This window comes from Microbacterium sp. GXF7504 (genome assembly GCF_054798235.1).
In genome coordinates, this window is the sequence record NZ_JBSJZI010000005.1 from 25,432 (window position 1) to 47,546 (window position 22,115).

A 22,115-nucleotide genomic window follows, 5' to 3' on the forward strand; every position below is an offset into this window, starting at 1 on the left:
CGATGTCGCACACGATCGCAACGACGCGAGGACGGAAGAACGCTCGATGACGAACCTCACCTCTCCCAAGGAGAAGGAGACCCTCACGGTCACCTCCGCGGCCATCACACCGCAACGCACCCCGCTCGACTTCGGCTGGTGGGCATCCCGGTTCTCGGTGATCGGGGTCTGGATCCTGATGATCGTGGTGTTCGCGTTCCTCAGCCCGGAGCGCTTCCTCACCCCCGGCGTCCCGCGGGTGATCCTCAGCGGCCAGCTGGAGATCATCTTCCTGGCGGCAGGTCTGCTCTGCACGATCATCGTCGGGGAGTTCGTCGACATGTCGGTCGCGGCCAACTACGGCCTTGCCGGCACGATCACCGCGGTACTCGCGGTGAACCTGCAGACGAACGTCTGGCTCGCCGCGCTCATCGCCATCGCCGCCTCGACCCTCATCGGCCTCATCAACGGGCTGCTGGTGGTCAAGGCCGGTGTGAACACGATCGTCGTGACACTCGGTATGAGCACGGTGCTCGCGGGCCTGTGCATCTGGGTGAGCAACGCGCAGCCGATCAGCGGCATCCCGCGGGACTTCACCGCGATCGTGAACACCGATGTCCTGGGCCTGCCCGTCAGCTTCTTCATCGGGCTCGTGCTCATGCTCGGCTTCGCCTACGTGCTCCAGTTCACCCCGCTCGGGCGGAACATGCGCTTCGTCGGCGAGAACCGCGAGGTCAGCCGTCTGGCAGGCGTGCGGGTCAACCGCATCCGCCTCGGCTCGTTCGTCGCGGCAGGCGTCATCGCCGGCCTCGGCGGCGTCCTCAGCGCCGCGAAGATCGGCGGGTTCGACGCGGCGACCGCGCAGACCTACCTGCTGCCGATGTTCGCGACCGTGTTCCTCGGCACCGCCATCCTCATCCCGGGCAAGTTCAACCCGCTCGGCTCCTTCATCGCCGCCTACTTCCTGGCCACCGGAACCCTCGGCCTGCAGCTGGCACTCATCGGCACGAACTCCAACATCTGGGTGCCGAACGTGTTCTACGGCGCAGTGCTGATCATCGCCGTCACCGTCTCCACGGTGCTCGGCCGAAGGGCCAGATAGACGTACCACCCACCCGTATCCATCCGACACAGCAATTCCGTTGCCGACGAAGTCAAGAAGGAAGTGCATCACATGAAGATCAGCAAGAACAACCGTTCCGTTCGCCGCGGAGGCATGGCCCTCGTCGCGGTGGCCTCCGCCGCCCTCGCGCTCGCGGGGTGTTCCAGCTCGACACCCGCCGCCGAGACCACCACGGCCGCCGCATCCGAGGAGTCGGAGAACGCCGCCTACCTGGCCACGGTGACCCAGCCGGCCGAGTCGTACCCGCTGCCGACCGAGCCGATCGAAGGCGCCGACGCGTTCGCCGGCGGCACCGTGTTCTACGTGCCGATCACCCTCCGCGCCCCCGTGTTCGCCGCGATCCAGGAGTCGCTGCAGGAGGCGCTCGGCGAGGTCGGTATCACCGTGCAGTCCTGCCCGGCCGACGGCAACCCGGCGAACATCGCCTCGTGCGTCGACCAGGCCATCGCCGCCGGCGCGCTCGGCGTCATCGCCGATGCCCTCCCCTACCAGATGGGGGCAGAGGCGTTCACGAAGGCCCGCGAGGCCGGTCTCCCGGTCGTCATCACCAACCAGGGTCCGAACGAGCAGGACTTCCCGGCCGACGAGACCCTCGCCTACATCCCCTCCGGCGCCCCGGCGACCGACGAGGCGATGCTCCGCTGGATCGCCGAGGACTCGAACGGCGAGGCCGTCATCCTCGTCAGCCGCTCCGCCGACGGCTACTGGTCGTCGAAGTTCATGAGCGACGCGCTCGAGGACCTGCCGACCTACTGCCCCGGCTGCACCGTGGCCGCGACGGTCGACATCTCGACCGCTACCCAGGCGCAGCTCCAGGGCAACATCGCCGCCGAGCTCATCAGCAACCCGGAGATCGGCTACCTGCTCACCGACTTCGCCCAGTACATCCCGCAGGCGACCGGCGCGATCCAGGACTCCGGACGCACGGACGTGAAGTTCCTCGCCGGTTCCGCGACCCTCGGCGCCATCGAGGGCGTCAAGGCGGGCCAGTTCGCCGCGGTCGCCGCCGAGCCGAGCGCGTTCATCGGCTACCGCCAGGCGGACACCATCCTGCGCCTGCTGACCGGCACCCCCGTCGAGGAGATGGTCCCGGGTGAGGAGCCCATCCGCCTGTTCACGCAGGACACGCTGCCCGAGAACCTGACCGAGGAGGCCGTCCTCTCCGGCGAGTGGTTCGGCCCGACGTCGTTCAAGAAGGACTTCGTGGCGCTGTGGCAGTGACGCACGCAACCCCGGAGGGGCGGACGGTCACGTCCGCCCCTCCGGCCCGGCTCGAAGTCCGGTCGCTGTCCAAGACCTTCGGCAACAGCCGGGTGCTCACGGACGTGGCGTTCGACGTGCGTCCGGGTGAGATCCACGCCCTCGTCGGGCAGAACGGGTCGGGCAAGTCGACCGTCGCGAAGATCCTGTCCGGCCTCTACACGCCGGACCCGGGAAGCGTCGTGTCGATCGACGGGCAGCCGTTCGAGCTGCCCGTCCGCCCCGACGAAGCACGCCGCCGCGGCATGGCGACCGTGCACCAGAACCTCGGTCTGCTCCCCGGGTACACCGTGCTGGAGAACCTGCGCATCGGCCGGCTCAAGGGCCGCGGCGTGCTGCACCGCATCGACTGGAAGCGGGAGCGCGCCGACGCCGAGGCCTCCCTCGCCCGCATCGGCCGCTCCGTGCCGCTGGATGCGAAGGTCGCCGACCTCCACGAGGAGGAGCGCTCCACCGTCGCGATCGCCCGCGCCCTGCAGGATGCGGAATCGGGCTCCGGCATCATGATCTTCGACGAGTCCACCCGCGCCCTCAGCCGCCGGTCGCTCGAGCACTTCTTCACCCTGCTGGACGAGATCGTCTCGACCGGCACCGGCATCCTCATGATCACCCACCGGCTCGAGGAGGTGCTCGACGCCGCCGACCGGGTGACCGTGCTGCGCGACGGCCGCACCGCCGCATCCGGCCATGACGTGGCGGGGCTGACCGAGGCGGAGCTCACCGCCATCATGCTCGGTCGCGACGTCGAGACGCACACCTCCCGCGTCGCCGCGAGCTTCGACGACAAGACCACCGTGCACGTCACGGGGCTGCGCAGCGACCTCGTCGACGGCGTCGACCTCGACGTGCGCGCCGGCGAGATCGTCGGCGTCACCGGGCTCGCCGGCTCCGGCTACGAGGACGTGCCGTACCTGCTCGCCGGGGCCAAGCGCGCCGCCGACGGGACGATCCGGCTGCCCGGCGGACCGGCCGCCGGCCTCCGCATCCCCGGCCTCCAGCCTTCGACCGCGATGAGCCACGGCATCGCCCTCCTCCCCGAAGGCCGGGAGCACGCGGGGCTCGCGATGCAGGCCACGGTCGCGGAGAACGTGTCGTTCCCGCACACCTCCCTGCGCAAGGGCTCCCTGCTGCCGAACGGACGCGCGGCCGAGCGCCGGCGCACCGCGGAATGGATCGGGCAGCTCGACGTGCGCCCGCCGCGCGCGGATGCGGTCGTCGGCACGTTCAGCGGCGGCAACCAGCAGAAGGTGCTGCTGGCGAAGTGGCTCTCCACCTCCCCCACGCTCCTGCTCATGCACGAGCCCACGCAGGCCGTCGACGTCGGCGCCCGCCGCACGATCGTCGGCGCCGTGCACGACGCCGCGGAGTCCGGCGCCCATGTGCTCGTGGCCGACGGCGACGAGAACGTGCTGTCGATGCTCTGCGACCGCGTGCTCGTCTTCGAGGGCGGCGTGGTGACGCAGGAGCTGAAGGCACCGCTCACGCCCGACGACATCGTCGCCGCGATCTACAAGAACGGCTCCCGCGCGCGGCTGCGCGACCGGGGTGCCGGCACCTCGACGGAAGGGGACGGGGAGTGACCGACGACCAGGACATCGACGGCTTCTTCACCACGGCGCGCGTGAGCGGCCGCGACGAGGCCGTGCTGCTCGAGACCGAGGACTTCCGCGACTACCTCTACCCGCTGGATTCCGAGGAGCTCGCGCCCTGGCGCGCCATGACGTACGAGCGGTTCACCGCAGAGCGCAAGGGCAACGAGTTCCTGCGCGCACTCCTCGACGACTGGGACGGCATGTACGCCGAGCCGTTCGTCGGCATCACGACCGACGGGACGGTCCGGGAGGGGCTCTACCCCCTGCCCGCCGGCGACACCAACGACCCCAAGTCGGTGGCGGCCGCGACCGCGTTCCTCGCGTCGCTCTACCCCGAGCAGCGTTCGCGCGTGCAGTACCCGATCGACGCACCGGAGTGGCGCGGCTGGTCGAACCCGGAGTTCGTGTTCCACCGGAACGGCATCCGGCTCGAAGACCTCGCGGATGCGCAGGCCGAGGCATTCCTGGAGCTGCTCGCCGCATCCCTGAGCCCGGAGGGGACCGCCCGCGTGCGCGAGGCGATGGCCCTGAACGGCTACCTCGGCGAGCTCACCGGACTCACGAACGTGATGAACGAGCGGTCGTTCTGGGTGTCGGTCTTCGGCACGCCCGCCGTCGACGCCCCGTGGGGCTGGCAGCTGTTCGGGCACCACGTGTGCCTGAACTTCGTCGTGGTCGGCGGCCGCGAGGTCGTCGCGCCGGTGTTCATCGGCGGCGAGCCCGCGATCGCCGAGGGCCGCCCGCCGCTGTTCGCGGACCGCGAGCGGCTCGCGCTGGAACTCGCCGGATCGCTCACCGACGCGCAGCGCGCCCAGGCGGTCGTGTTCGAGTCGGTGCTCGACCCCCGGATGCCCGAGGGCCGGCTGCATCCGGCCGACGAGCGGCACGTCGGCGGCGCGTTCCGCGACAACCGCGTCGTCCCCGTCGAGGGCATCCGAGCCACCGAGCTCGACGCGGACCAGCAGCGGATGCTGCGCGACATCGTCGAGGACTTCCACCTGCTCCTGCGACCCGAGCAGCGCGCCCGCACCATGGCCGAGTACGACGCGCACCTGGAGGAGACGTGGTTCTCCTGGTACGGCGCGGTCGACGGGTCGCAGCCGGTGTACTTCCGCATCCAGTCCCCCGTCGTGCTCGCCGAGCTCGACAACCACGCCGGGGTCTGGCTGTCGAACAAGCTGCCCGCGCGGTTCCACGTGCACACCTGCCTGCGGCTGCCGAACGGCAACGACTACGGCAAGGCATACTTGGCCGAATGGGAGCGTCAGAACCCGCGATGACCGGCCGCACGTCCATCGAGTTGCCCGGCTTCGGGCATGCGAACCCCATCCCCGCCGCGAGTCGCAAGGGTCCGTTCGTGTTCTCGGGCGCCTTCACCGGCCGCGACCCGGAGACGGGCGAGCTGCCCGCCACGCTCGACGAGCAGGTGGTGAACGTGTTCCGGCACGTGCGCGCGCTCATGGCGGAGGTCGGCGGCACGACGGACGACGTCATGAAGATGACGGTGTGGCTCGCGGAGTTCCGCAACCGCGAGGCGCTGAACCGCGAGTGGCTCGCGATGTTCCCCGACCCCGCATCCCGCCCCGCGCGGCACGTCGTGAAGGCCGACCTCGACAACGGGCTGCTCGTGCAGGCCGACGTCATCGCCGTGCTCGGCTGAACAGGTTTCCCAGCGCACAGGGAGATGAGGAGGGCCCCCGCATCCGCGGGGGCCCTCCTCATTTCCCGCTCCCCTGTCGCTCGCTGCTGCCGCGCGCCGCACTTCGCGACAGGTGAGCACGTGTTCATCCGTCGCGAATGACGGATGCTGCGCCGTGACACCCTGCATTTGCGACGGGCGAATGCCCGCGAGCGGCGAGCCGGGGCGGCGGGGCGAACCGCGCAGGCGCAACGGGAAAGGCCCCCGCTCCGCGGGGGCCTTTTGGTGGTGGCAGGTGAGGGATTCGAACCCCCGAATGCAGTGCAGTCTGATTTACAGTCAGATCCCTTTGGCCGCTTGGGTAACCTGCCAGGGCGCACCCGCCCGGCTTGTACAGTCGACCGGAGGCGCGAGTACCCATAGTACCCAACCTGCGCGGCGGATCGAAATCGGCTCAGCTGCCGGAGCGTCCGTGGTCGAGACCGGACAACGCGGAGGGCAGCCGCAGCAGCGCACCCTCGAACCGGCAGGTCGCCGCGGCCACGTCCATCGCGGTGGCGAGGAGCTGCCCCCACCCCTCGTCGTCGTCCGGCCACTGCGACAGCACGGAGGCGACGGCGGAGGCGAGCACCGCGTCACCGGCACCCATCGTGTCGACGATCGGGGCGGGCGCGGTCGAGATCGGACGGGCGACGTCGACCCCGTCGGCGAGCGCAGACGCGCCGTCCGCGCCACGGGTGGCGAGCACCGCCCAGGCGCCGTCGGCCCGCAGGCGTGCGGCGACCGCATCCAGGGACTCGCCGTAGAGGAGCGCGGCGTCGTCGTCGCCGATCTTCACCAGGTCGGCGTTCGCGGCGATCCGCGCGAACCCGGCGGTGAAGTCGTCGCGGTCGCGCACCATGCCGGTGCGCGGGTTGGGGTCGACCGCGACGAGGCCCGTCGCGTCGGCGAGCACGCCCTCGAGCTCCGCGGTCTGCTCGGCGTCGTCGAAGGGCCAGCAGGTGACCACGACGATCGCGGCGGTGCGAACGGCATCCCGTTCCGCGTCACCGAACCGGATGCGGCGCCCTCGGGCCGCCTCATTGAACTCGTACACGGGCTCGCCCGCCGTGCGGGTGCTCACGGCCCGCGAGCTGCCGAGCGGCGACGGCGACGCAAGGAGGTCGACACCGTAGTCGTCGAGGTAGGAGCGGATGTGCTCGCCGGCCTCGTCGTCGCCCACCATCGCGATGAGCGCCGTCGGCAGCCCCAGGCGGGACAGCCCCACGGCGACGTTCAGCGCGGCGCCGCCCACGAATTCGCGGACGCCGGCGGCATCCCTCAGTTCGTCGATCAGCGCATCGCCGATCACGACCACGCGGCCGGTCTCCCCCACGCTCATCCCCCTCAGGACTCGGTCACCCGCACGAGGAACTCCTCGGCGCGGTGCTTGGTGCCGTCGATGCGCCGGTCGACGCTCGCACGGATCTCGTTCGGTGCGAGCGGCGGCGCGATCCGCACGTTCTCATGACAGGTCAGGTCGCTGCACAGATAGGTGCCGATGCTCTTCTCCGCGGGAGCGGGCACGCGCGCGGTGAACAGCGTGACGTGGTCGCCCGGGCGCATCGTGTGGCAGACGTTGCAGACGGCGGCGCGGGCACGGCTCGTGCCGTCGGCGGCGCGCAGTGCGATGCCGGTCGGCCGCCCGTCGCGTTCGATCACCAGGTACCCGCGGCCGCGCAGGTGCGGGTCGCGCCAGGCGAGGAAGTCCAGATGGTCCCAGTCGAGGATGAGCCAATCGTGCGGCAGGCCCACCTGCTCCCGCTCGACCTCATCGACGTTGACGAGACACGCTTTCAGCTCGTGTTCGGTGAGGGGACGCATCCGCACAGTCTAGGAAGCCCCCGCCCACCCGAGGCAACTCCTCCGCAGAACCACCGATGTGGTGTATCGGCCGAAACATCCGAGTCGCTTCGCGTCGGTAACGTGTCGCGCATGACCAGCATCCGCGACGTCGCCATCGTCGGCGGCGGACACAACGCCCTCGTCGCCGCCGCCTACCTCGCCCGTGCCGGACGCACCGTCACGGTGCTGGAACGTCTCGATCACGTCGGCGGCGCGGCGGTCTCGGAGCGGCCCTGGGCGGGGGTCGACGCGCGGCTGTCGCGGTACTCCTACCTCGTGAGCCTGCTGCCGCAGCGGATCCGGGACGACCTCGGGCTGGACATCACGCTCAAGCGCCGCCGGTACTCGTCCTACACGCCGTCCCCGGTGGACCCGACCCGCGGCATCCTCGTCGACCGCGGCGACGAGGCGGCGACGGTCGCGAGCTTCGTCAGCGTGACCGGATCGGCCGAGGAGGCCGAGCGCTTCTCGGCGTTCTCCGACCGACTCGCGCCGCTCGCGCAGGTTCTCTGGCCGACCGTCACCGAGCCGCTGCGTCGCGAGCGCGAGGTGCGCGCCGCGCTCGGCGACGACGCGCTGTTCGATGCCGTCGTCGCCCGACCTCTCGGCGGGCTGCTCCGCGACTCCCTCGACACCGACATCGCCCGGGGCATCGCGTTCACCGACGGCCTCATCGGCACCTTCGCGTCGGCGGACGAGGCGAGCCTCCGGCAGAACCGCTGCTTCCTCTACCACGTCATCGGCGGCGGCACCGGCGACTGGGACGTACCCGTCGGCGGGATGGGGCAGGTCTCCGGCGCCCTCGAGCGCGCGGCCCGTGAGGCGGGCGCCGAGATCCGCACCGGCGCCACGGTGACCGCCATCTCTCCCGACGGCGAGGTGGTGCTCGAGGACGGCGAGACGATCGGTGCCCGGCTCGTGCTGTCCGGGGTCGGCCCGGCGGTGCTCGACCGCCTGCTCCTGGCCGGCGGGGCGGCGGGCACGGATGCGGAGGTGCCCGAGGGTGCGCAGATCAAGGTGAACATGCTGCTGCGGCGCCTCCCCCGCCTGCACGACACGACGGTGTCACCGGAGGCGGCGTTCGCCGGCACGTTCCACATCAACGAGACCCTCAGCCAGCTCGACGCCGCGCACGCGACCGCGGCCGGCGGCGGCATCCCGGATCCGCTTCCGGCGGAGATCTACTGCCACTCGCTCACCGACCCGTCGATCCTCGGCCCGGAGTTGCGTGCACAGGGGGCGCAGACCCTCACGCTGTTCGGCCTGCACGTGCCGCACCGGCTGGTTGCGGAGGGCCACGCGGACCGGGATGCGCTGCTCTCGGCGGCGCAGCGCTCGCTGGACTCGGTGCTCGCCGAGCCGATCGCGGACGTGCTGTTCGAGGCGCCGGACGGCACCCCCTGCATCGAGGCGCGCACGACCGCGGACCTCGAGGCGTCGCTCGGGATGGTCGGCGGCGACATCTTCCACGGGTCGCTGGCATGGCCGTGGGCGGACGACGACGCACCACTGGAGACCCCGGCGCAGCGGTGGGGCGTCGCGACCCCGCACGAACGTGTGCTCCTGTGCGGATCGGGCGCCCGGCGCGGCGGCGCGGTCAGCGGGATCGGCGGGCACAACGCCGCGATGGCGGCGCTGGAGCTGCTCGGCCGCTGAGCGCGGCCCGCGTCAGGCCGGGGCGCTCGTCACTGTCGCAGCGGCGTCATTCCGGGGCCGGCGTCACTGTCGCAGCGGCTCGATGTCGCGGGCGATGAACGCGCGGTCGGACAGCACGCCCTCATCCAGCAGGATGCGGGTGGCCGACTCGAGTTCGTCGAGCAGCGCATTCGCCTCGTCGGGCTCCAGGTCGCCGGCCTCGACCACGTCGAGCGCCGTGGCGGCCCACTTCGAGAACGCGGCCTGTACGCCCATCCCGTTCCAGTGCGCGCCCGGCACGTCGGCGACGCCGCGGTTCTTCGGGAACCCCCATCCGGGCGGAAGCCGCCACGGCCAGATCGACGCGGCCGCGACGTACTCCTCGTCGACCTGTTCATGGGTGTAGCGGATGTCGCCGTAGCCGCCCTCGTCGTCGAGCGCCGCCACCTCGAGGAGCTCGTCGACGGTGCCCGGAACGGTCGTGATCGTCCCGCCGAGCACCGCCTGGGCCTTCGAGGGCAGGAACGGCAGGAGCACCGGAAGGAGCAGGGCCACGAGGCCGGCGATGACGACGACGGTGACCGCCGCGATCCCGAGCTTCGTATGCAGCTTCATGCACTTCACCCTGCCACGCCCGTCCGACCTCGCCGTCGCGGTTTCCATGGCGGCCGTCCATCCGGGCGCAGGCTTCGGCCTCGCCGTAGAATCGCAGCATGGCCGACTCCAGTTTTGACATCGTCTCGAAGATCGACCGCCAGGAGGCTGACAACGCCCTCAACCAGGCGCGCAAGGAGGTCGAGCAGCGCTACGACTTCAAGGGCACCGACGCCTCGATCGAGTGGAGCGGCGAGTCGATCCTCATCAAGGCGAACAGCGAGGAGCGGGCCAAGGCCGTCCTCGACGTCTTCCAGACCAAGCTCATCAAGCGCGGCATCTCGTTGAAGAGCCTCGAATCGGGTGAGCCCACCGCATCCGGCAAGGAGTACCGCATCTCCTCCACCCTCAAGGAGGGCATCTCCTCCGAGAACGCGAAGAAGATCTCCAAGATCATCCGCGACGAGGGCCCCAAGTCGGTGAAGTCGCAGATCCAGGGCGACGAGCTGCGCGTGCAGTCCAAGAGCCGCGACGACCTGCAGGAGGTGCAGCGGCTGCTGAAGGCCGCCGACCTCGACGTCGACCTCCAGTTCGTCAACTACCGCTGACCCCGCACCCGGGATCAGGAGGAATCCCGAGAACAGGACGATCCGCACAGGATGCTCCTGGTCTCGGGATTTCTCCTGTTTTCGGGTGGTCGCCGGGCCCCCGACCGAGGGTGCCGCACCGCATCCGATAGGTTCGGCGGGACGGTGATCCAGCGGAAGGACGGCACGGCACGATGACCTCCGCGAACCCCGTGCCACGCCGGTTCCTCCGCCTCGGCCTCGTGACGCTCGGCGTCGGCGTGGGCGCGGGTCTCGCCGGCATCGCGATCGTCGCCGTGCTGAACGTCACCGCGTGGCTGGCGTTCGCGCATCAGCCGGGCCAGTCCCTGCTCGCGTCGTTCGAGGCGACTCCGCCGTGGCGACGGTTCACCGCGCTCCTGGTCGCAGGGGTCGTCGGCGCGGTCGGCTGGTACCTGCTGCGGCGGGGCGACCGCGTCCGCACCGACGAGGAGGTCGTCGCCGGTGCCCGCACACCCGCGGCGCGCACCACCCTCGACGCGCTCCTGCAGATGGCGGTGATCGGCCTCGGCGCCTCGACCGGCCGCGAACTCGCGCCCCGGCAGCTCGGCGCCCTCGTCGGGGCGTGGCTGAGCGACCGCACCGGCCTCTCCGCGGGCGAACGCCGTGCCCTCGTCGCGTGCGGCGCCGGCGCCGGACTCGCCGCCGTGTACGACGTCCCGCTCGGCGGCGCGATCTTCGCACTCGAGGTGCTGTACCTCGGACTCCGCACGAAGGTCATCGTGATGGCGCTCACGACGTCGGTGGTCTCGGCACTCCTCGGCCGGATGCTGGTGCCCGACCGTCCGCTGTTCGAGCTCACCGCGCTCGAGGCCACCCCCTCGCTGTGGCTGTGGGCCGTGATCGCGGGCCCCATGCTCGGGCTCGGCGGCGCCTGGTTCACCCGGACCACCGCCTGGGCCGTGCGGCACCGGCCGACCGGCACCCGCATTCTGTGGGTCATGCCGCTCGTGTTCGCTGGTGTCGGCCTGCTGGCCTGGCCCCTCCCCGCGGTGCTCGGCGACGGCGGGGCGCTGTCGACGACGGCGTTCGACGCCCGCACCCTGCTCGTGCTGCTCGCCCTCGTGATCGCGGTGAAGCTCGTCGCGACCCTCGCCACCTTCGCCGCCGGCGCCGCGGGCGGCACCATGACGCCCTCGGTCGCGTTCGGCGCCGCGCTCGGGGCGCTCACCGGGGCGCTGTGGAGCATGGTCTGGCCCGGCACCGAGCTCGCCGCGTTCGCGGTGGTGGGCGCCGCCGCGTTCCTCGCGAGCGCGATCCGGGCGCCCATCACCGCCGTCGTGCTCGTGCTCGAGTTCACCGGCCAGGGGCTCGCTTTCTCGGGGCCCGTGATCGTCGCGGTGGCGGGGGCCGCACTCGTCGGCCGGCTCATCGAGCGCACGCGCCTCACCGGCGCCTACTGACCGCGCGGCAACCCCACCGCCCAGTCGCGCAGCATCCGGAACGCGGTCGCGCGCGGCTCCGGCGCGGAGAGGAACACGTCATGCAACGCCCCCTCGATGCGGGCGACCGTCACGACCCGCCCGATGCGCAGCGCCGCGCGGGCGATGTCGTCGACGACGAGCACCGAGTCGCTCTCGAGCATGCTGGGCAGCCACCGCAGCGGCGCGGTCGAGCGGGTCGAGAGGAGCACCAGGGCGGGGCAGCCGACGTCGACGCCACGCGCGACGGCCGTGTGCCCCTCGATGACGGCGTTGAGCCAGCCCGGATGCGTGGGGAAGCCGCGTTCGGGCCGCCAGCCGTCCGGGGCGTCGGGCAGCGTGCCGACCTCGCGCTGCGCGCGCGTGTAGAACCCGAGGTCGACCACCGGATGGGTGCCCAGCGGGTCGTACTTCGCCCGCACGGTGACGAGCGGGGCGAGGGCCTGCCTGCCCCACGACCCGGTCTGGAGCTCGAGCCACGGGGCGTTCAGCACGAGCGCGTCCGCGACACCGGGGTGACGGGCCGCCCACAGCGTCGCGATCAGGCCGCCGGTGGAGTGTGCGACGACGATGAGCCGGCGGGTCGTGCGCGGGCCGCGACCCATGGCCTCGAGCGCGGCGGCGATGTCGGCGTCGTACACCTCGAGGTCGGCGACGTATCCGGGTGTCTGCCCTTCGCGCAGGCTCCGGCCGTACTTGCGCAGGTCGAGCGCGTGGAAGCGGGCGCCCAGCCGCGCCCAGAAGTCCGCCTCGTCGCGCTGGAAGAAGTAGTCCGACCAGCCGTGGATGTAGAGCACGTCGACGTCGTGCAGGGGTCCCGTCAGCATCCCGAGCGGGTCGCGCCGCCGACGCACCAGGGTCGCGACGAGCTCGCCCTCGTCGTCGGTGCCGAGCGGCAGCGTGCGCTGCTCGTACCCCGTCCCGAGGATGTCGGGCCCCCACCCATCGCGCATACCGTCAGCCTAGGCGGCCGTCCCGACCTCCCCCGCAGGGCCCGCGTCAGCGCGGCTTTGCGCGGCACTCCAGGCGCGGGCACGCCCCCCGGGTGAGACGGTCGCTCACGCGGATGCCCGGTCCGACCGCAGCGCGACGGATGCGGCGGCGGTCGCGACCGCGACGGCCACCACCGCGACGACCGCCATGGGCACCGCGGTGTCCTCGCCCCAGAGCCCCACGATCGGCGAGGCGATCGCCCCGATGAGGAATTGGCTGGAGCCCAGCAGTGCGGCGCCGGCGCCGCGCGTGGCGTCGGCGCGGGCGATCCCGAGGGCGCTGCAGTTGGACATGATGAACCCGGTGCCCCCGGTGAGCACGAACGCCGACGCGATGAACGTCGGGATCGACAGCGACCCGGTGAGCGAGAGCAGCAGGAAGGCGAGCGAGGCCACCCCGCTGCAGCACAGCCCGACGACAAGCATCCGCCGCGGGCCGACCCGGGGCGCGAGGCGCGCGTTCGTCATCTGTGCGAGGACGAGCGCCGCGCCGGCCGCACCGAAGCTCAGTGCGTACACGAACGGACTCATCCCGAGGATGCGCTGCCCGACGAACGGGGATGCGGAGATGTAGCCGAGCATGGCGGCGAACGAGGTCGCGAACGCGACGACGTAGCCCACGTACGCACGGTCCCGCAGGAGGTGCCCGTAGGCGCCGAACGCGGCAACCATGCCGCCCGGCCGCCGTCGCTCGCGCGGGAACGACTCCGGCACCATGATCGCGGCCGCCACGAACATCGCGACCGAGGCGAGGGCGAGCACCGCCATGACGCCGCGCCACCCGGCGACCTCGGCGACCGCCCCGCCGATCGGGGGCGCGAGGAGCGGCCCCAGCGCCCCCACCATCGCGATGAGGCTCAGGGCACGGACCGCAGTGCGCCCGGTGCTGAGGTCGGCGGCGATCGCCCGCGCGATGACGACGCCCGCGGCTCCCGAGAACCCCTGGACGGCCCGCAGCGCGACGAACATCTCGATGCTGACCGAGAACGTCGCGCCGACGCCGGCGGCGGCGAACACGGCGAGCGCGATGAGCATCACCGGTCGGCGGCCGAACCGGTCGGAGAGCGGGCCGAGGAAGAGCTGCCCGAGGCAGACGCCGATGAGGAACGCCGTCAGGGTGAGCTGCACCCCGGACGCCGGCGCCGAGAACTCCTGCGCGATGTCGGTGAACGACGCCAGGTACATGTCGGTCGCGAGCGGACCGACGCTGGCGGTGAATCCGAGCGTGGCCAGCAGCCCGGGTGTCAGCCTGTCGCGCATACGCCTCCGTCCGTCCCTGGATCATATACGATCCTACCCGTCGGGACGCGGGATCCACAGACGCGGGCGGCGCGACGGGATTCGGAGAAGTCACGGGATTCGGAGCGGATGCACGGATCGCGTCCGCATCCGGTGAAATCCCCGAATCCGGTGACCCGTCCGCATCCGCTGAAATCCCCGAATCCGGTGGCAGGCGGTCAGGGGATGCGGACGACGCCCGGCCTGCTCCAGCACGACCGGGCGCCGCGGCTCACTCCCCGCGGGAGACGCGGATCATCTCGTCGCGCGGCACGACCTTGATGCGCGCCCGCTCGTGCGGGGCGCCGAGGGCGATCTCGTGCTCGTCGAGCCGGTGCCAGCCCTCGAGGTCGGTCCAGGCGACGCCGCGCTCGGCGAGGAGGGCGGGGATGCCGGCCTCGGACGGGTCCTCCGGCTGCCACCACGAGCCCTGGTCGTTCACCAGGTGCTGGATGGTCTCCATCGCGTCGGACTTCGTGTGACCGATGAGGCCGACCGGCCCGCGCTTGATCCAGCCGGTGGCGTACACGCCGGGGACCCGCTCGTTCGAGTCGGGCCGCAGCACCTGCCCCTCGTGGTTCGGGATGACGCCGTGCTGCTCGTCGAACGGCACGTCCTTCAGCGGCGAGCCGAAGTATCCGACGGCACGGTAGAGCTGCTGGATCGGCACCGTGCGCAGCTCGCCGGTGCCCTCGACGCCGCCCTGCCCGTCGGGCCGGGTGCGCTCGTACACGAACTCGGCCACGCGGCCCTCGTCGTCGGTACGCACCTCGACGGGGCGGGCCCAGAAGTGCAGGTGGAGACGGCGGGAGGCCTGGCCGCCGGCGTTGTTCACGCCGGGACGCGTACGCCACTCCTGCAGGATGCGGTCGATCACCTTGACCTGCTTGTTGCTGGCGATCGCGGCGAGCGACGCCTCGTCGTAGTCGAAGTCCTCGTCATACACGACCATGTCGACGTCGCGCAGCTCGCCGAGCTCACGCAGCTCCAGCGGCGTGAACTTCACCTGGGCGGGGCCGCGGCGACCGAAGACGTGCACGTCGGTGACGCGCGAGGCCTTGAGGCCTTCGTACACGTTGTCGGGGATCTCGGTCGGCAGCAGGTCGACCGCGTGCTTGGCGAGGATGCGGGACACGTCGAGCGCGACGTTGCCGTTGCCGATCACGGCGACGGACTCGCCGTCGAGCGTCCAGTCGCGGGGCACGTCGGGGTGACCGTCGAACCAGCTCACGAAGTCGGCGGCGCCGAAGGAGCCGACCGCGTCGATGCCGGGGATGTCGAGGTCGGCGTCGCGGATGGCGCCGGTGGCGAAGATCACGGCGTTGTAGTGACGCTTGAGGTCGTCGAGGGTGATGTCCTCACCGAAGCGCACGTTGCCGAAGATGCGGATGTCGCCGCGGTCGAGCACCTCGCGGAGGGCGTTGATGACGCCCTTGATGCGCGGGTGGTCGGGGGCGACGCCGTAGCGGACCAGTCCGTAGGGGGCGGGGAGCTGCTCGAACAGGTCGATCGACACGTCGAACGCACGCTCGGTCTTCAGCAGGATGTCGGCCGCGTAGATGCCCGCGGGTCCGGCACCGACGATGGCCAGCCGGAGCTTGGTCATGGATGGTCCTTTCATGGGGTCGATCCGCCCGCACGCGGGGGCGGTCGTCGTCAGCTGCTGCGGTTCGCGACGGCCTCGGCGAAGCGGGTGAGCGCCTCCTTGACCGCGCCGCGCGGCAGCGGCGCGAGCGCGTCCGCCGCCTCCTGCGACCAGGTGTGGGCGAGGCGCAGCGTCTCGTCGGTGGCGTCGTGTTCGCGGAGCTCCGCGAGCGGACCGTCGAGCAGGGCCGCATCCTCCCCCTCCGCGATGCGGGCGACGCCGTCGTCGATGCGGGCGAGCAGGTCGACGGATGCGGCGTCGGTGCGCTGTGCGAGGAGCAGGTACGGCATGGTGGGCACACCCGCGCGCAGGTCGGTGCCGGGCACCTTGCCGGTCTCGTCCGCGTCGGCGCTGAGGTCGATGACGTCGTCCAGGAGCTGGAACGCGACGCCCGCCTTCTCGCCGAACTGCAGCACCGGCTCGCGGTACGCGTCGTCGGCGCCGGAGAAGATGACCCCGGCCTCCGCGGCGGCCGCGATGAGCGACCCGGTCTTGTCCGCGAGCACCTGGAGGTAGAACGCGACGCGGTCGTCGTCCTCGGTGGGGCCGACGGTCTCGTGCATCTGCCCGAGCACGAGCCGTTCGAAGGTGTCGGCCTGCAGCTTGATGGCGCCCTCGCCGAGCCGGGACATGATCTGGCTCGCGCGTGAGAAGAGGAGGTCGCCGGTGAGGATGGCGACATTGTTGCCCCACACCTCGTGCGCGGCGGGGACCCCGCGGCGCACGTCGGCGCCGTCCATGACGTCGTCGTGGTAGAGCGAGCCGAGGTGGGTGAGCTCGAGCGCCCCGGCGGCCGCGATGACCTCGTCGGTGGCGCCGTCGCCGAGCTGGGCGGTGAGCAGGCTCAGCATGGGCCGCACCCGCTTGCCGCCGGCTTCGAAGAGGTACCTGCCGGTCGCGTCGGCGAGGGTGTCGGCCACGCTCAGCTGATCGGCGAGATACGACTCGATGCGCGCCATGCCGTCTTCGACGGTGCGCTGCAGTCGACGGGACGCGGGACCGGCGAACACGCGCTCGGTCAGGCCGAGCCGGCTCGCGAGGCGCGCGTCAGGCGCTGAGGGGCTCCGGGTCACACTGCTCAGCCTACCCGGGTGACGGTACGCGGACGTCGGGCTTGCGCTCAGGCTCCGGGCTTGCGTCCGCGGTGCAGCGCGACGATCCCGAAGGTGAGGTCGCGGTAGGCCACGCCGGTCCAGCCGGCGGCGCGCAGCCGGCCCGCGAGGGTGGCCTGGTCGGGCCAGTCCTTGATCGACTCGTTGAGGTAGTCGTACGCCTCGGCGTTCGAGCTCACGCCGCGGGCGACGATCGGCAGGACGCGGTCGTTGTAGAAGCGGTAGACCCGGTTGAACAGCGGCTGCTGCGGATGCGAGAACTCGCACACCACGATCCGCCCGCCGGGCTTGGTGACCCGCAGCATCTCGCGCAGGGCGAGGTCGGGGTCGCTGACGTTGCGCAGCCCGAACGAGATCGTGACGGCGTCGAAGGTGTCGTCCTCGAACGGCAGCGCGGTGGCGTCGGCCTGCTGGAAGGTGACGTTCGGGATGTGCCCGTGCCGGCGGGTGCCCTCGGCGATCATGCCGGGCGAGAAGTCCGCGGCCACGATCTCGGCGCCGCTCCGGGCGAGGGCGACGGAGCTCGCCCCGGTACCCGCCGCGAGGTCGAGGATCCGCTCCCCGGGGCGCGGTGCGACCGCGCGGGTGGTGGCGACGCGCCAGAGCTTGTCGTTGCCGAGGCTCAGCACGGTGTTCGTACGGTCGTAGGCGGCGGCCACCTGGTCGAACATGCCGGAGACCCGGGCGGGGTCCTTGCCGAGGTCGGCGCGGTTGGGTTGCTCGCTCACCCGTTCAGCCTAGGCGGTGTGCGCCCGCACGGCGCGCGGCCGCATCCGTCCCGCATCCGTTGCGCGAGTGCGCATCCGTTCCGCGAGTGCGTATCCGATCGGGTGCGCGTTCGCGGAACGGATGCGCGTTCGGGATGCGGTCAGGCGGTGAGTGCGGCCAGCCGGGCCAGCCACGCGTCGGGGACGGCGTCGTCGAACGGCGGGACGCCGGCGCCCACGCGGGCCTCGAGGTCGTCGGCGAGCGCCTCCAGGTGCCGCTGCACGCCGGTGGGGTAGCCGTAGTGCACGCGGTGCTCATCCCATTCGTCGCGGTCGTCGATCCAGAGGCCGCGACCGTCGATCGCCTTCACGACGTCGAGGTCCATGTCGATGCCGGTGAACTCGTCGGCGACCGTGTCGGACCACCGCACGTCCCAGGCGAGGTCGATGTACACGCGCACCCGGTGTCCGGCCTCGTTCACGGTGTACGCGTAGTCGCCGCTGTCGGGCACGAGCGTGACGTTCGGCACCGGCGCGGTCACGTCGCGCCCAGGGCGCACGCTCCGCCATCCGGCGAGCTGCCCCACCCACTCGCCGTACCGGTCGCGGCCGAGGTACACGCACTCGTGCACCCAGTGCACCCCGCCGTCCCACTTGCGCCAGCGGAAGGTCACCGGCGCACCGGGGCGTGGACGGACGAGGTCGGCGCTCATCCCGCCAGTCTCGCCCCTCCCCGGCCTCCGGCGCGAGTGGGCACTCGTGGCGCCGTCACCCGCCACGACCGCCCACTCGCGCGCATAGGCTGGAGGGGTGACCCGATCCCTGCCCCGCCTGGTGGTCGAGACCCGCGAGATCGACCCGGTCGAGGACCTGCTGCTGCACACCCCGGCGGCATCCCCCCTCGTCTGGCAGCGCCGGGGCGACGGCTTCGTCGGACACGGCGCCCGCCACACGGTCGAGCTGCAGGGTCCCGTCGCCGACCTCTCCCTCGGCGAGCGCTGGCGCGCGTTCGCCGAGACCGCGCGCATCGACGACGAGGTGGGGCTGCCCGGCACCGGACTCGTCGGCTTCGGCGCGCTCGCGTTCGACGGCGGCCGCGCCACCAGCACGGTCGTCGTGCCCGACCGCATCGTGGGGCGTCGCGACGGCCGGGCGTGGGTCACCCGCATCCGTCGTGAGGACGAGACGTGGGGCTCCGACCCCGACCCGCAGCCGTACGGGCCGCACTGGTCGGCGACGGTCGGACCCGGCGTGCAGACCCCGGAGCGGTACCAGGACGCCGTGCGCGGTGCGCTTGCGGCCATCGCGGCGGGCGAGGTGAGCAAGGTCGTCATGGCGCGCGACGTCGTGGGCACGGCACCGGTCGGCGCCGACCTGCGCCGGCTCGTGCGCTCGCTCGCATCCGACTACCCCGACACGTGGGCGTTCGCGGTGGACGGGCTGGTGGGCGCGAGTCCCGAGACGCTCGTCACCGTGCACGGCGGCACCGTCACCGCGCGCGTGCTCGCCGGCACCGCGGCGCGGGGGGCCGACCCGGATGCGGACGTCGCCGCAGCGACCGCGCTCGCCACGAGCGCCAAGGACCAGGACGAGCACCAGTTCGCGGTGCGGAGCGTCCTCGCCGCCCTCGCCCCGCACACCCGGGTGCTCGCGGCCGGCGAGCAGCCGTTCACCCTGAAGCTCCCGAACGTGTGGCACCTCGCGACCGACGTGGAGGGCGAGCTGTCGGATGCGGCGTCCGCCCTCGACCTCGTGGCGGCGCTGCATCCGACCGCCGCCGTCGCAGGGACGCCGACGCCCGCCGCGATGGCGGTGATCCGCCGGCTCGAGGCCTTCGACCGGGGCCGGTACGCCGGGCCCGTCGGCTGGATCGACGCGCACGGCGACGGGGAGTGGGCGATCGCGCTGCGGTGCGCGCAGTTCGGCGCCCCCGACGGCGACCGGCTGCCGCTGACCGCCTACGCCGGCGCGGGCATCGTCACCGGCAGCGACCCCGAGGCCGAGCTCCTCGAGACCCGGGTGAAGCTGCGGCCCATCATCGACGCCCTCGCCTGAGTCCGCCGACCCGCCGTCCCGGGTGGTGCGCGGTGCGTGACGCCGTGCACAACTGCGGAGTTCGTCGCCGACACGCCGACCACGGATGCGGGCGCCGCGGCGTGTCGCGCACCGTCTCCGCAGTTGTGCACACCGCATCCGGGGCCGTCCGGGTCACCGCATCCGGGGCCGGCACACACGTGCATGCTCACCTGTCCGGAAGTGCGGGCGCCGGCGACACTTCGCGACAGGCGAGCCGGATCCCGCTTCGCTCACCTGTCCGGATGCGCGTCCCGCGACCGCACTTCGCGACAGGCGAGCCGGAGGAGGGACGGGATGCGTCAGCGGGTGAGCGGCACCTCGATGAGCTGGCGGCCGCCCACGGGCGAGGTGAGCACCTGGTCGAGCGCCGACCTGGTCGTGATCCGGTGGTACTCCCAGCCGTAGGCGAGCGCGAGCTGCTCCAGCCGCGCCTCGTGCGGCGTGTACAGCACCCGCTGCATGGCCTCGTCGCCTGCCACCTGCGCGACCTCGAGCGCGTCGAAGATCGTGCCGCCGCCGTCGTTGCCGACGATGACCTGGATGCGGGGCTCGGTCTCGGCCGCCGGGAGCAGCAGCGCACCGACGTCGTGCAGCAGCGCGAGGTCGCCGAGCAGCACGCGGGTCACCCCGGGCGAGCCCCCGGCCTGACTGGCCGCGGCGATGCCCATCCCGGTCGCCACGGTGCCGTCGATGCCGGCGAGGCCGCGGTTCGCGTGCACGGGCACCTTCTTGCCGCCGAGCACCCGGTCGGCGACGCGCACCAGCCGTGACGACCCGAACAGCAGTCGGTCGTGCGGCCAGGTGGCGCGCCACACCGCGTCGACGAGGGTCTCGCGGTCGACGGGGGCGCGGATGATGCCGAGCTCGGCCGAGATGGCGCCGAGGCGCTTGTCCGGCACGGCGGAGGAGAGTCCCTCCGCGTCGGGCGCCGGCGGGGAGAGGTCGACGGATGCGGCCTGCGACGCCCGCATCCAGGCACCGAGCCAGGCGCGGTCGGCGGCACCGTCGTCGACCGCGAAGCCGTCCACGGCGACCGTGCGGCCGTTGAGGTTCAGCGGTTCGCCGGTGCCGCGCAGGGCGTACACCTCGACGTCGTCGCGGGAGAGGAGTGCGGTCACTTCGCGGCTCAGCGTCGGGTGCCCGAGGACGAGCGCCCGTTCGACGGCGCCGCCGAGGTCGGGTTCGCGCAGGAGCTCCCGATAGCCGTGGACGATCTGCCGGCCGAACCGCGCACCGCTCACGATCTCCGCGACGAGCGGCCAGCCGCCCTCGTGCGCCAGCTGCTCCGCGGCGGGGCCCGCGTCGGCGCCGGCGATGACGACCGTGCGCGGGCCTCGCTCGATGCGCACCGGTTCACCGAGGAAGGGCTCGTCGGCCGCGCCGATGCCGCCGCCGCCCTGGTACAGCGCGCCGAAGCGGGCGTCGTCGTCGGATGCGGATGCGGCTGCGACGCCGTCGGCATCCGTGCCGGCCGCAGCCGGTGCGAACCACGCGGGCAGTGCGCCGGCGAGCGGTTCGCGCAGCGGCAGGTTGAGGTGCACCGGGCCGGCCGCGCGGGCACCCGCGCCGAGCGATGCGGCGACGGCGTCGACGGCGACGCGGCGGAGCATCGCGGTCTGCGCACCGGTGCCGTCGGGGTCGGCCGCGTCGGGCACCGGCAGGTCGGCGTCCAGGCGCACGTTCGGGGCGAACATCCCGGGCTGGCGGGTGGTCTGGTTCGCGCCGACACCGCGCAGCTCCGGCGGGCGGTCGGCGGTGAGGAGGATCAGCGGTACACCGGAGTGGTGCGCCTCGAGCACAGCCGGGAGGAGGTTCGCGACGGCGGTGCCGGACGTGCACATGACGACGGCGGGCATCCGGAGTTCCCGGCCGATGCCGAGGGCGGTGAACCCGGCCACGCGCTCGTCGATCCGCACGTGCAGGTGCACGTCTTCACGGCTGCGCTCGAGGTGCGCGGCGGCGAGCGCGAGCGCCTGGGACCGCGACCCCGGGCTCACGACGAAATGGCGCACGCCGCGGGCGACGAGTTCGTCGAGCAGGGCGGCCGCGGCATCCGTCGCCGGCGAGGGCGGGGTCGTGCCGTCGGTCATGAGAGGTCGTCGTCGGTGTCGCGGCGGCGCGGCGTGGTGGGACCGTCGGCCGGGTCGGTCGGCTCCTCGTCGGGCGCGGGGGCGGGCTTGGGCTCCTCCTCGGCGTCGAGCTTCGCCAGCTCCGCCTCGAGGCGCCGGATCCGTTCGTCCTGCTCCTTCGTGCTGAGCGACCGCAGGAAGGCCGGGTCGTCGTCGGGCGCGCGCCGCGCGGCGATCGCCCGACGGGTGAGCTTGCCGACGGCCAGCCACAGGATGCCGCCGACGACCGGGAGCAGGATGACGATGAGCATCCAGGACACCTTGCTGACGCCGCGGTGCCGTTCCGGGGGTTGCACCGCGCAGTCGACGACGCTGTAGACCCAGAAGACCACGGCCACCAGCGCGAGAATCAGCAGGAGCCTAGCCACGGTCCCATCCTAGGCCGCCGGACCTGGGCACCGGCCGGGGATTGCGCGCAGGGGC

Annotated in this window: 20 protein-coding genes and 1 tRNA gene; 9 read left to right on the forward strand and 12 right to left on the reverse strand. The window is 72.3% G+C overall.

Annotated elements, in window-relative coordinates; translation table 11 throughout:
* Positions 1 to 46 precede the first annotated feature (46 nt).
* The 5 genes from ACWAUO_RS12510 to ACWAUO_RS12530 all read left to right on the forward strand — a co-directional run bounded on the left by ACWAUO_RS12510 (position 47) and on the right by ACWAUO_RS12530 (position 5,614).
* The gene (locus tag ACWAUO_RS12510; RefSeq protein WP_460775840.1) at positions 47 to 1,081 is read left to right on the forward strand and encodes an ABC transporter permease; all 1,035 of its coding nucleotides are present in this window, start codon (positions 47 to 49) and stop codon (positions 1,079 to 1,081) included.
* Between the two features lie 72 nt (positions 1,082 to 1,153).
* Positions 1,154 to 2,323: a sugar ABC transporter substrate-binding protein gene (locus tag ACWAUO_RS12515; protein ID WP_460775842.1), complete on the forward strand. Its 1,170-nt coding sequence runs from the start codon at positions 1,154 to 1,156 to the stop codon at positions 2,321 to 2,323.
* On the forward strand, positions 2,320 to 3,942 hold the full coding sequence (locus tag ACWAUO_RS12520) for a sugar ABC transporter ATP-binding protein (RefSeq protein ID WP_460775843.1): 1,623 nt from the start codon (positions 2,320 to 2,322) through the stop codon (positions 3,940 to 3,942). Before ACWAUO_RS12515 ends, ACWAUO_RS12520 begins: the two co-directional genes overlap by 4 nt.
* Positions 3,939 to 5,234, forward strand: a complete 1,296-nt coding sequence (locus tag ACWAUO_RS12525) for a DUF3500 domain-containing protein (RefSeq protein WP_460775845.1) — start codon at positions 3,939 to 3,941, stop codon at positions 5,232 to 5,234. Before ACWAUO_RS12520 ends, ACWAUO_RS12525 begins: the two co-directional genes overlap by 4 nt.
* Complete coding sequence (locus ACWAUO_RS12530) at positions 5,231 to 5,614, forward strand: RidA family protein (RefSeq protein WP_460775847.1); 384 nt, start codon at positions 5,231 to 5,233, stop codon at positions 5,612 to 5,614. Before ACWAUO_RS12525 ends, ACWAUO_RS12530 begins: the two co-directional genes overlap by 4 nt.
* 265 nt (positions 5,615 to 5,879) lie before the next feature.
* On the opposite strand, the gene ACWAUO_RS12535 is transcribed toward ACWAUO_RS12530, so the two are convergent.
* From ACWAUO_RS12535 to ACWAUO_RS12545, 3 genes are all read right to left on the reverse strand, one after another.
* Positions 5,880 to 5,964, reverse strand: a tRNA-Tyr gene (locus tag ACWAUO_RS12535).
* An 83-nt stretch (positions 5,965 to 6,047) separates the two neighbouring features.
* Positions 6,048 to 6,974: a PfkB family carbohydrate kinase gene (locus tag ACWAUO_RS12540; protein WP_460775849.1), complete on the reverse strand. Its 927-nt coding sequence runs from the start codon at positions 6,972 to 6,974 to the stop codon at positions 6,048 to 6,050.
* Between the two features lie 5 nt (positions 6,975 to 6,979).
* A complete protein-coding gene (locus tag ACWAUO_RS12545; protein ID WP_460775851.1) occupies positions 6,980 to 7,456 on the reverse strand; it encodes an FBP domain-containing protein in 477 nt (158 codons plus the stop codon).
* Positions 7,457 to 7,567: 111 nt separating this feature from the next.
* Between ACWAUO_RS12545 and ACWAUO_RS12550 the strand changes: the two genes are divergently transcribed.
* A complete protein-coding gene (locus tag ACWAUO_RS12550; RefSeq protein ID WP_460775853.1) occupies positions 7,568 to 9,133 on the forward strand; it encodes a phytoene desaturase family protein in 1,566 nt (521 codons plus the stop codon).
* 63 nt (positions 9,134 to 9,196) lie between these two features.
* Here the strand turns inward: ACWAUO_RS12550 and ACWAUO_RS12555 are convergent, their stop codons facing one another.
* A complete protein-coding gene (locus tag ACWAUO_RS12555; RefSeq protein WP_460775855.1) occupies positions 9,197 to 9,727 on the reverse strand; it encodes a hypothetical protein in 531 nt (176 codons plus the stop codon).
* Between the two features lie 98 nt (positions 9,728 to 9,825).
* On the opposite strand from ACWAUO_RS12555, the gene ACWAUO_RS12560 reads away from it, so the two are divergent.
* Both ACWAUO_RS12560 and ACWAUO_RS12565 read left to right on the forward strand, forming a co-directional pair.
* On the forward strand, positions 9,826 to 10,314 hold the full coding sequence (locus tag ACWAUO_RS12560) for a YajQ family cyclic di-GMP-binding protein (RefSeq protein WP_460775857.1): 489 nt from the start codon (positions 9,826 to 9,828) through the stop codon (positions 10,312 to 10,314).
* A gap of 173 nt (positions 10,315 to 10,487) precedes the next feature.
* Entirely contained in the window at positions 10,488 to 11,735 is a 1,248-nt protein-coding gene (locus ACWAUO_RS12565) for a chloride channel protein (protein ID WP_460775859.1), read from the forward strand.
* Here the strand turns inward: ACWAUO_RS12565 and ACWAUO_RS12570 are convergent.
* The 6 genes from ACWAUO_RS12570 to ACWAUO_RS12595 form a co-directional block, all read right to left on the reverse strand.
* The gene (locus ACWAUO_RS12570) at positions 11,729 to 12,706 is read right to left on the reverse strand and encodes an alpha/beta hydrolase (RefSeq protein ID WP_460775860.1); all 978 of its coding nucleotides are present in this window, start codon (positions 12,704 to 12,706) and stop codon (positions 11,729 to 11,731) included. The genes ACWAUO_RS12565 and ACWAUO_RS12570 overlap by 7 nt on opposite strands.
* A 105-nt stretch (positions 12,707 to 12,811) precedes the next feature.
* Entirely contained in the window at positions 12,812 to 14,005 is a 1,194-nt protein-coding gene (locus ACWAUO_RS12575; protein ID WP_460775862.1) for a multidrug effflux MFS transporter, read from the reverse strand.
* A gap of 250 nt (positions 14,006 to 14,255) precedes the next feature.
* Positions 14,256 to 15,629, reverse strand: a complete 1,374-nt coding sequence (locus ACWAUO_RS12580; RefSeq protein WP_460775863.1) for an FAD-dependent oxidoreductase — start codon at positions 15,627 to 15,629, stop codon at positions 14,256 to 14,258.
* 50 nt (positions 15,630 to 15,679) lie between these two features.
* Positions 15,680 to 16,741: a polyprenyl synthetase family protein gene (locus ACWAUO_RS12585; protein ID WP_460775865.1), complete on the reverse strand. Its 1,062-nt coding sequence runs from the start codon at positions 16,739 to 16,741 to the stop codon at positions 15,680 to 15,682.
* Positions 16,742 to 16,788: 47 nt separating this feature from the next.
* Positions 16,789 to 17,508, reverse strand: a complete 720-nt coding sequence (locus ACWAUO_RS12590) for a demethylmenaquinone methyltransferase (protein ID WP_460775867.1) — start codon at positions 17,506 to 17,508, stop codon at positions 16,789 to 16,791.
* 140 nt (positions 17,509 to 17,648) lie between these two features.
* The gene (locus ACWAUO_RS12595) at positions 17,649 to 18,200 is read right to left on the reverse strand and encodes a hypothetical protein (RefSeq protein ID WP_460775869.1); all 552 of its coding nucleotides are present in this window, start codon (positions 18,198 to 18,200) and stop codon (positions 17,649 to 17,651) included.
* A gap of 97 nt (positions 18,201 to 18,297) precedes the next feature.
* On the opposite strand from ACWAUO_RS12595, the gene ACWAUO_RS12600 reads away from it, so the two are divergent.
* Positions 18,298 to 19,542 carry an isochorismate synthase gene (locus ACWAUO_RS12600; protein WP_460775871.1) on the forward strand — a complete coding sequence of 415 codons (1,245 nt, stop codon included), beginning with the start codon at positions 18,298 to 18,300 and terminating at the stop codon, positions 19,540 to 19,542.
* 320 nt (positions 19,543 to 19,862) lie between these two features.
* Here ACWAUO_RS12600 and menD read toward each other — a convergent pair whose 3' ends face one another.
* A complete protein-coding gene (gene menD, locus ACWAUO_RS12605) occupies positions 19,863 to 21,653 on the reverse strand; it encodes a 2-succinyl-5-enolpyruvyl-6-hydroxy-3-cyclohexene-1-carboxylic-acid synthase (protein ID WP_460775873.1) in 1,791 nt (596 codons plus the stop codon).
* Positions 21,650 to 22,060, reverse strand: coding sequence for a PLD nuclease N-terminal domain-containing protein (locus tag ACWAUO_RS12610; protein WP_460775875.1), 411 nt, complete (start codon positions 22,058 to 22,060; stop codon positions 21,650 to 21,652). The genes menD and ACWAUO_RS12610 overlap by 4 nt, the downstream gene beginning before the upstream one ends.
* Positions 22,061 to 22,115 lie beyond the last annotated feature (55 nt).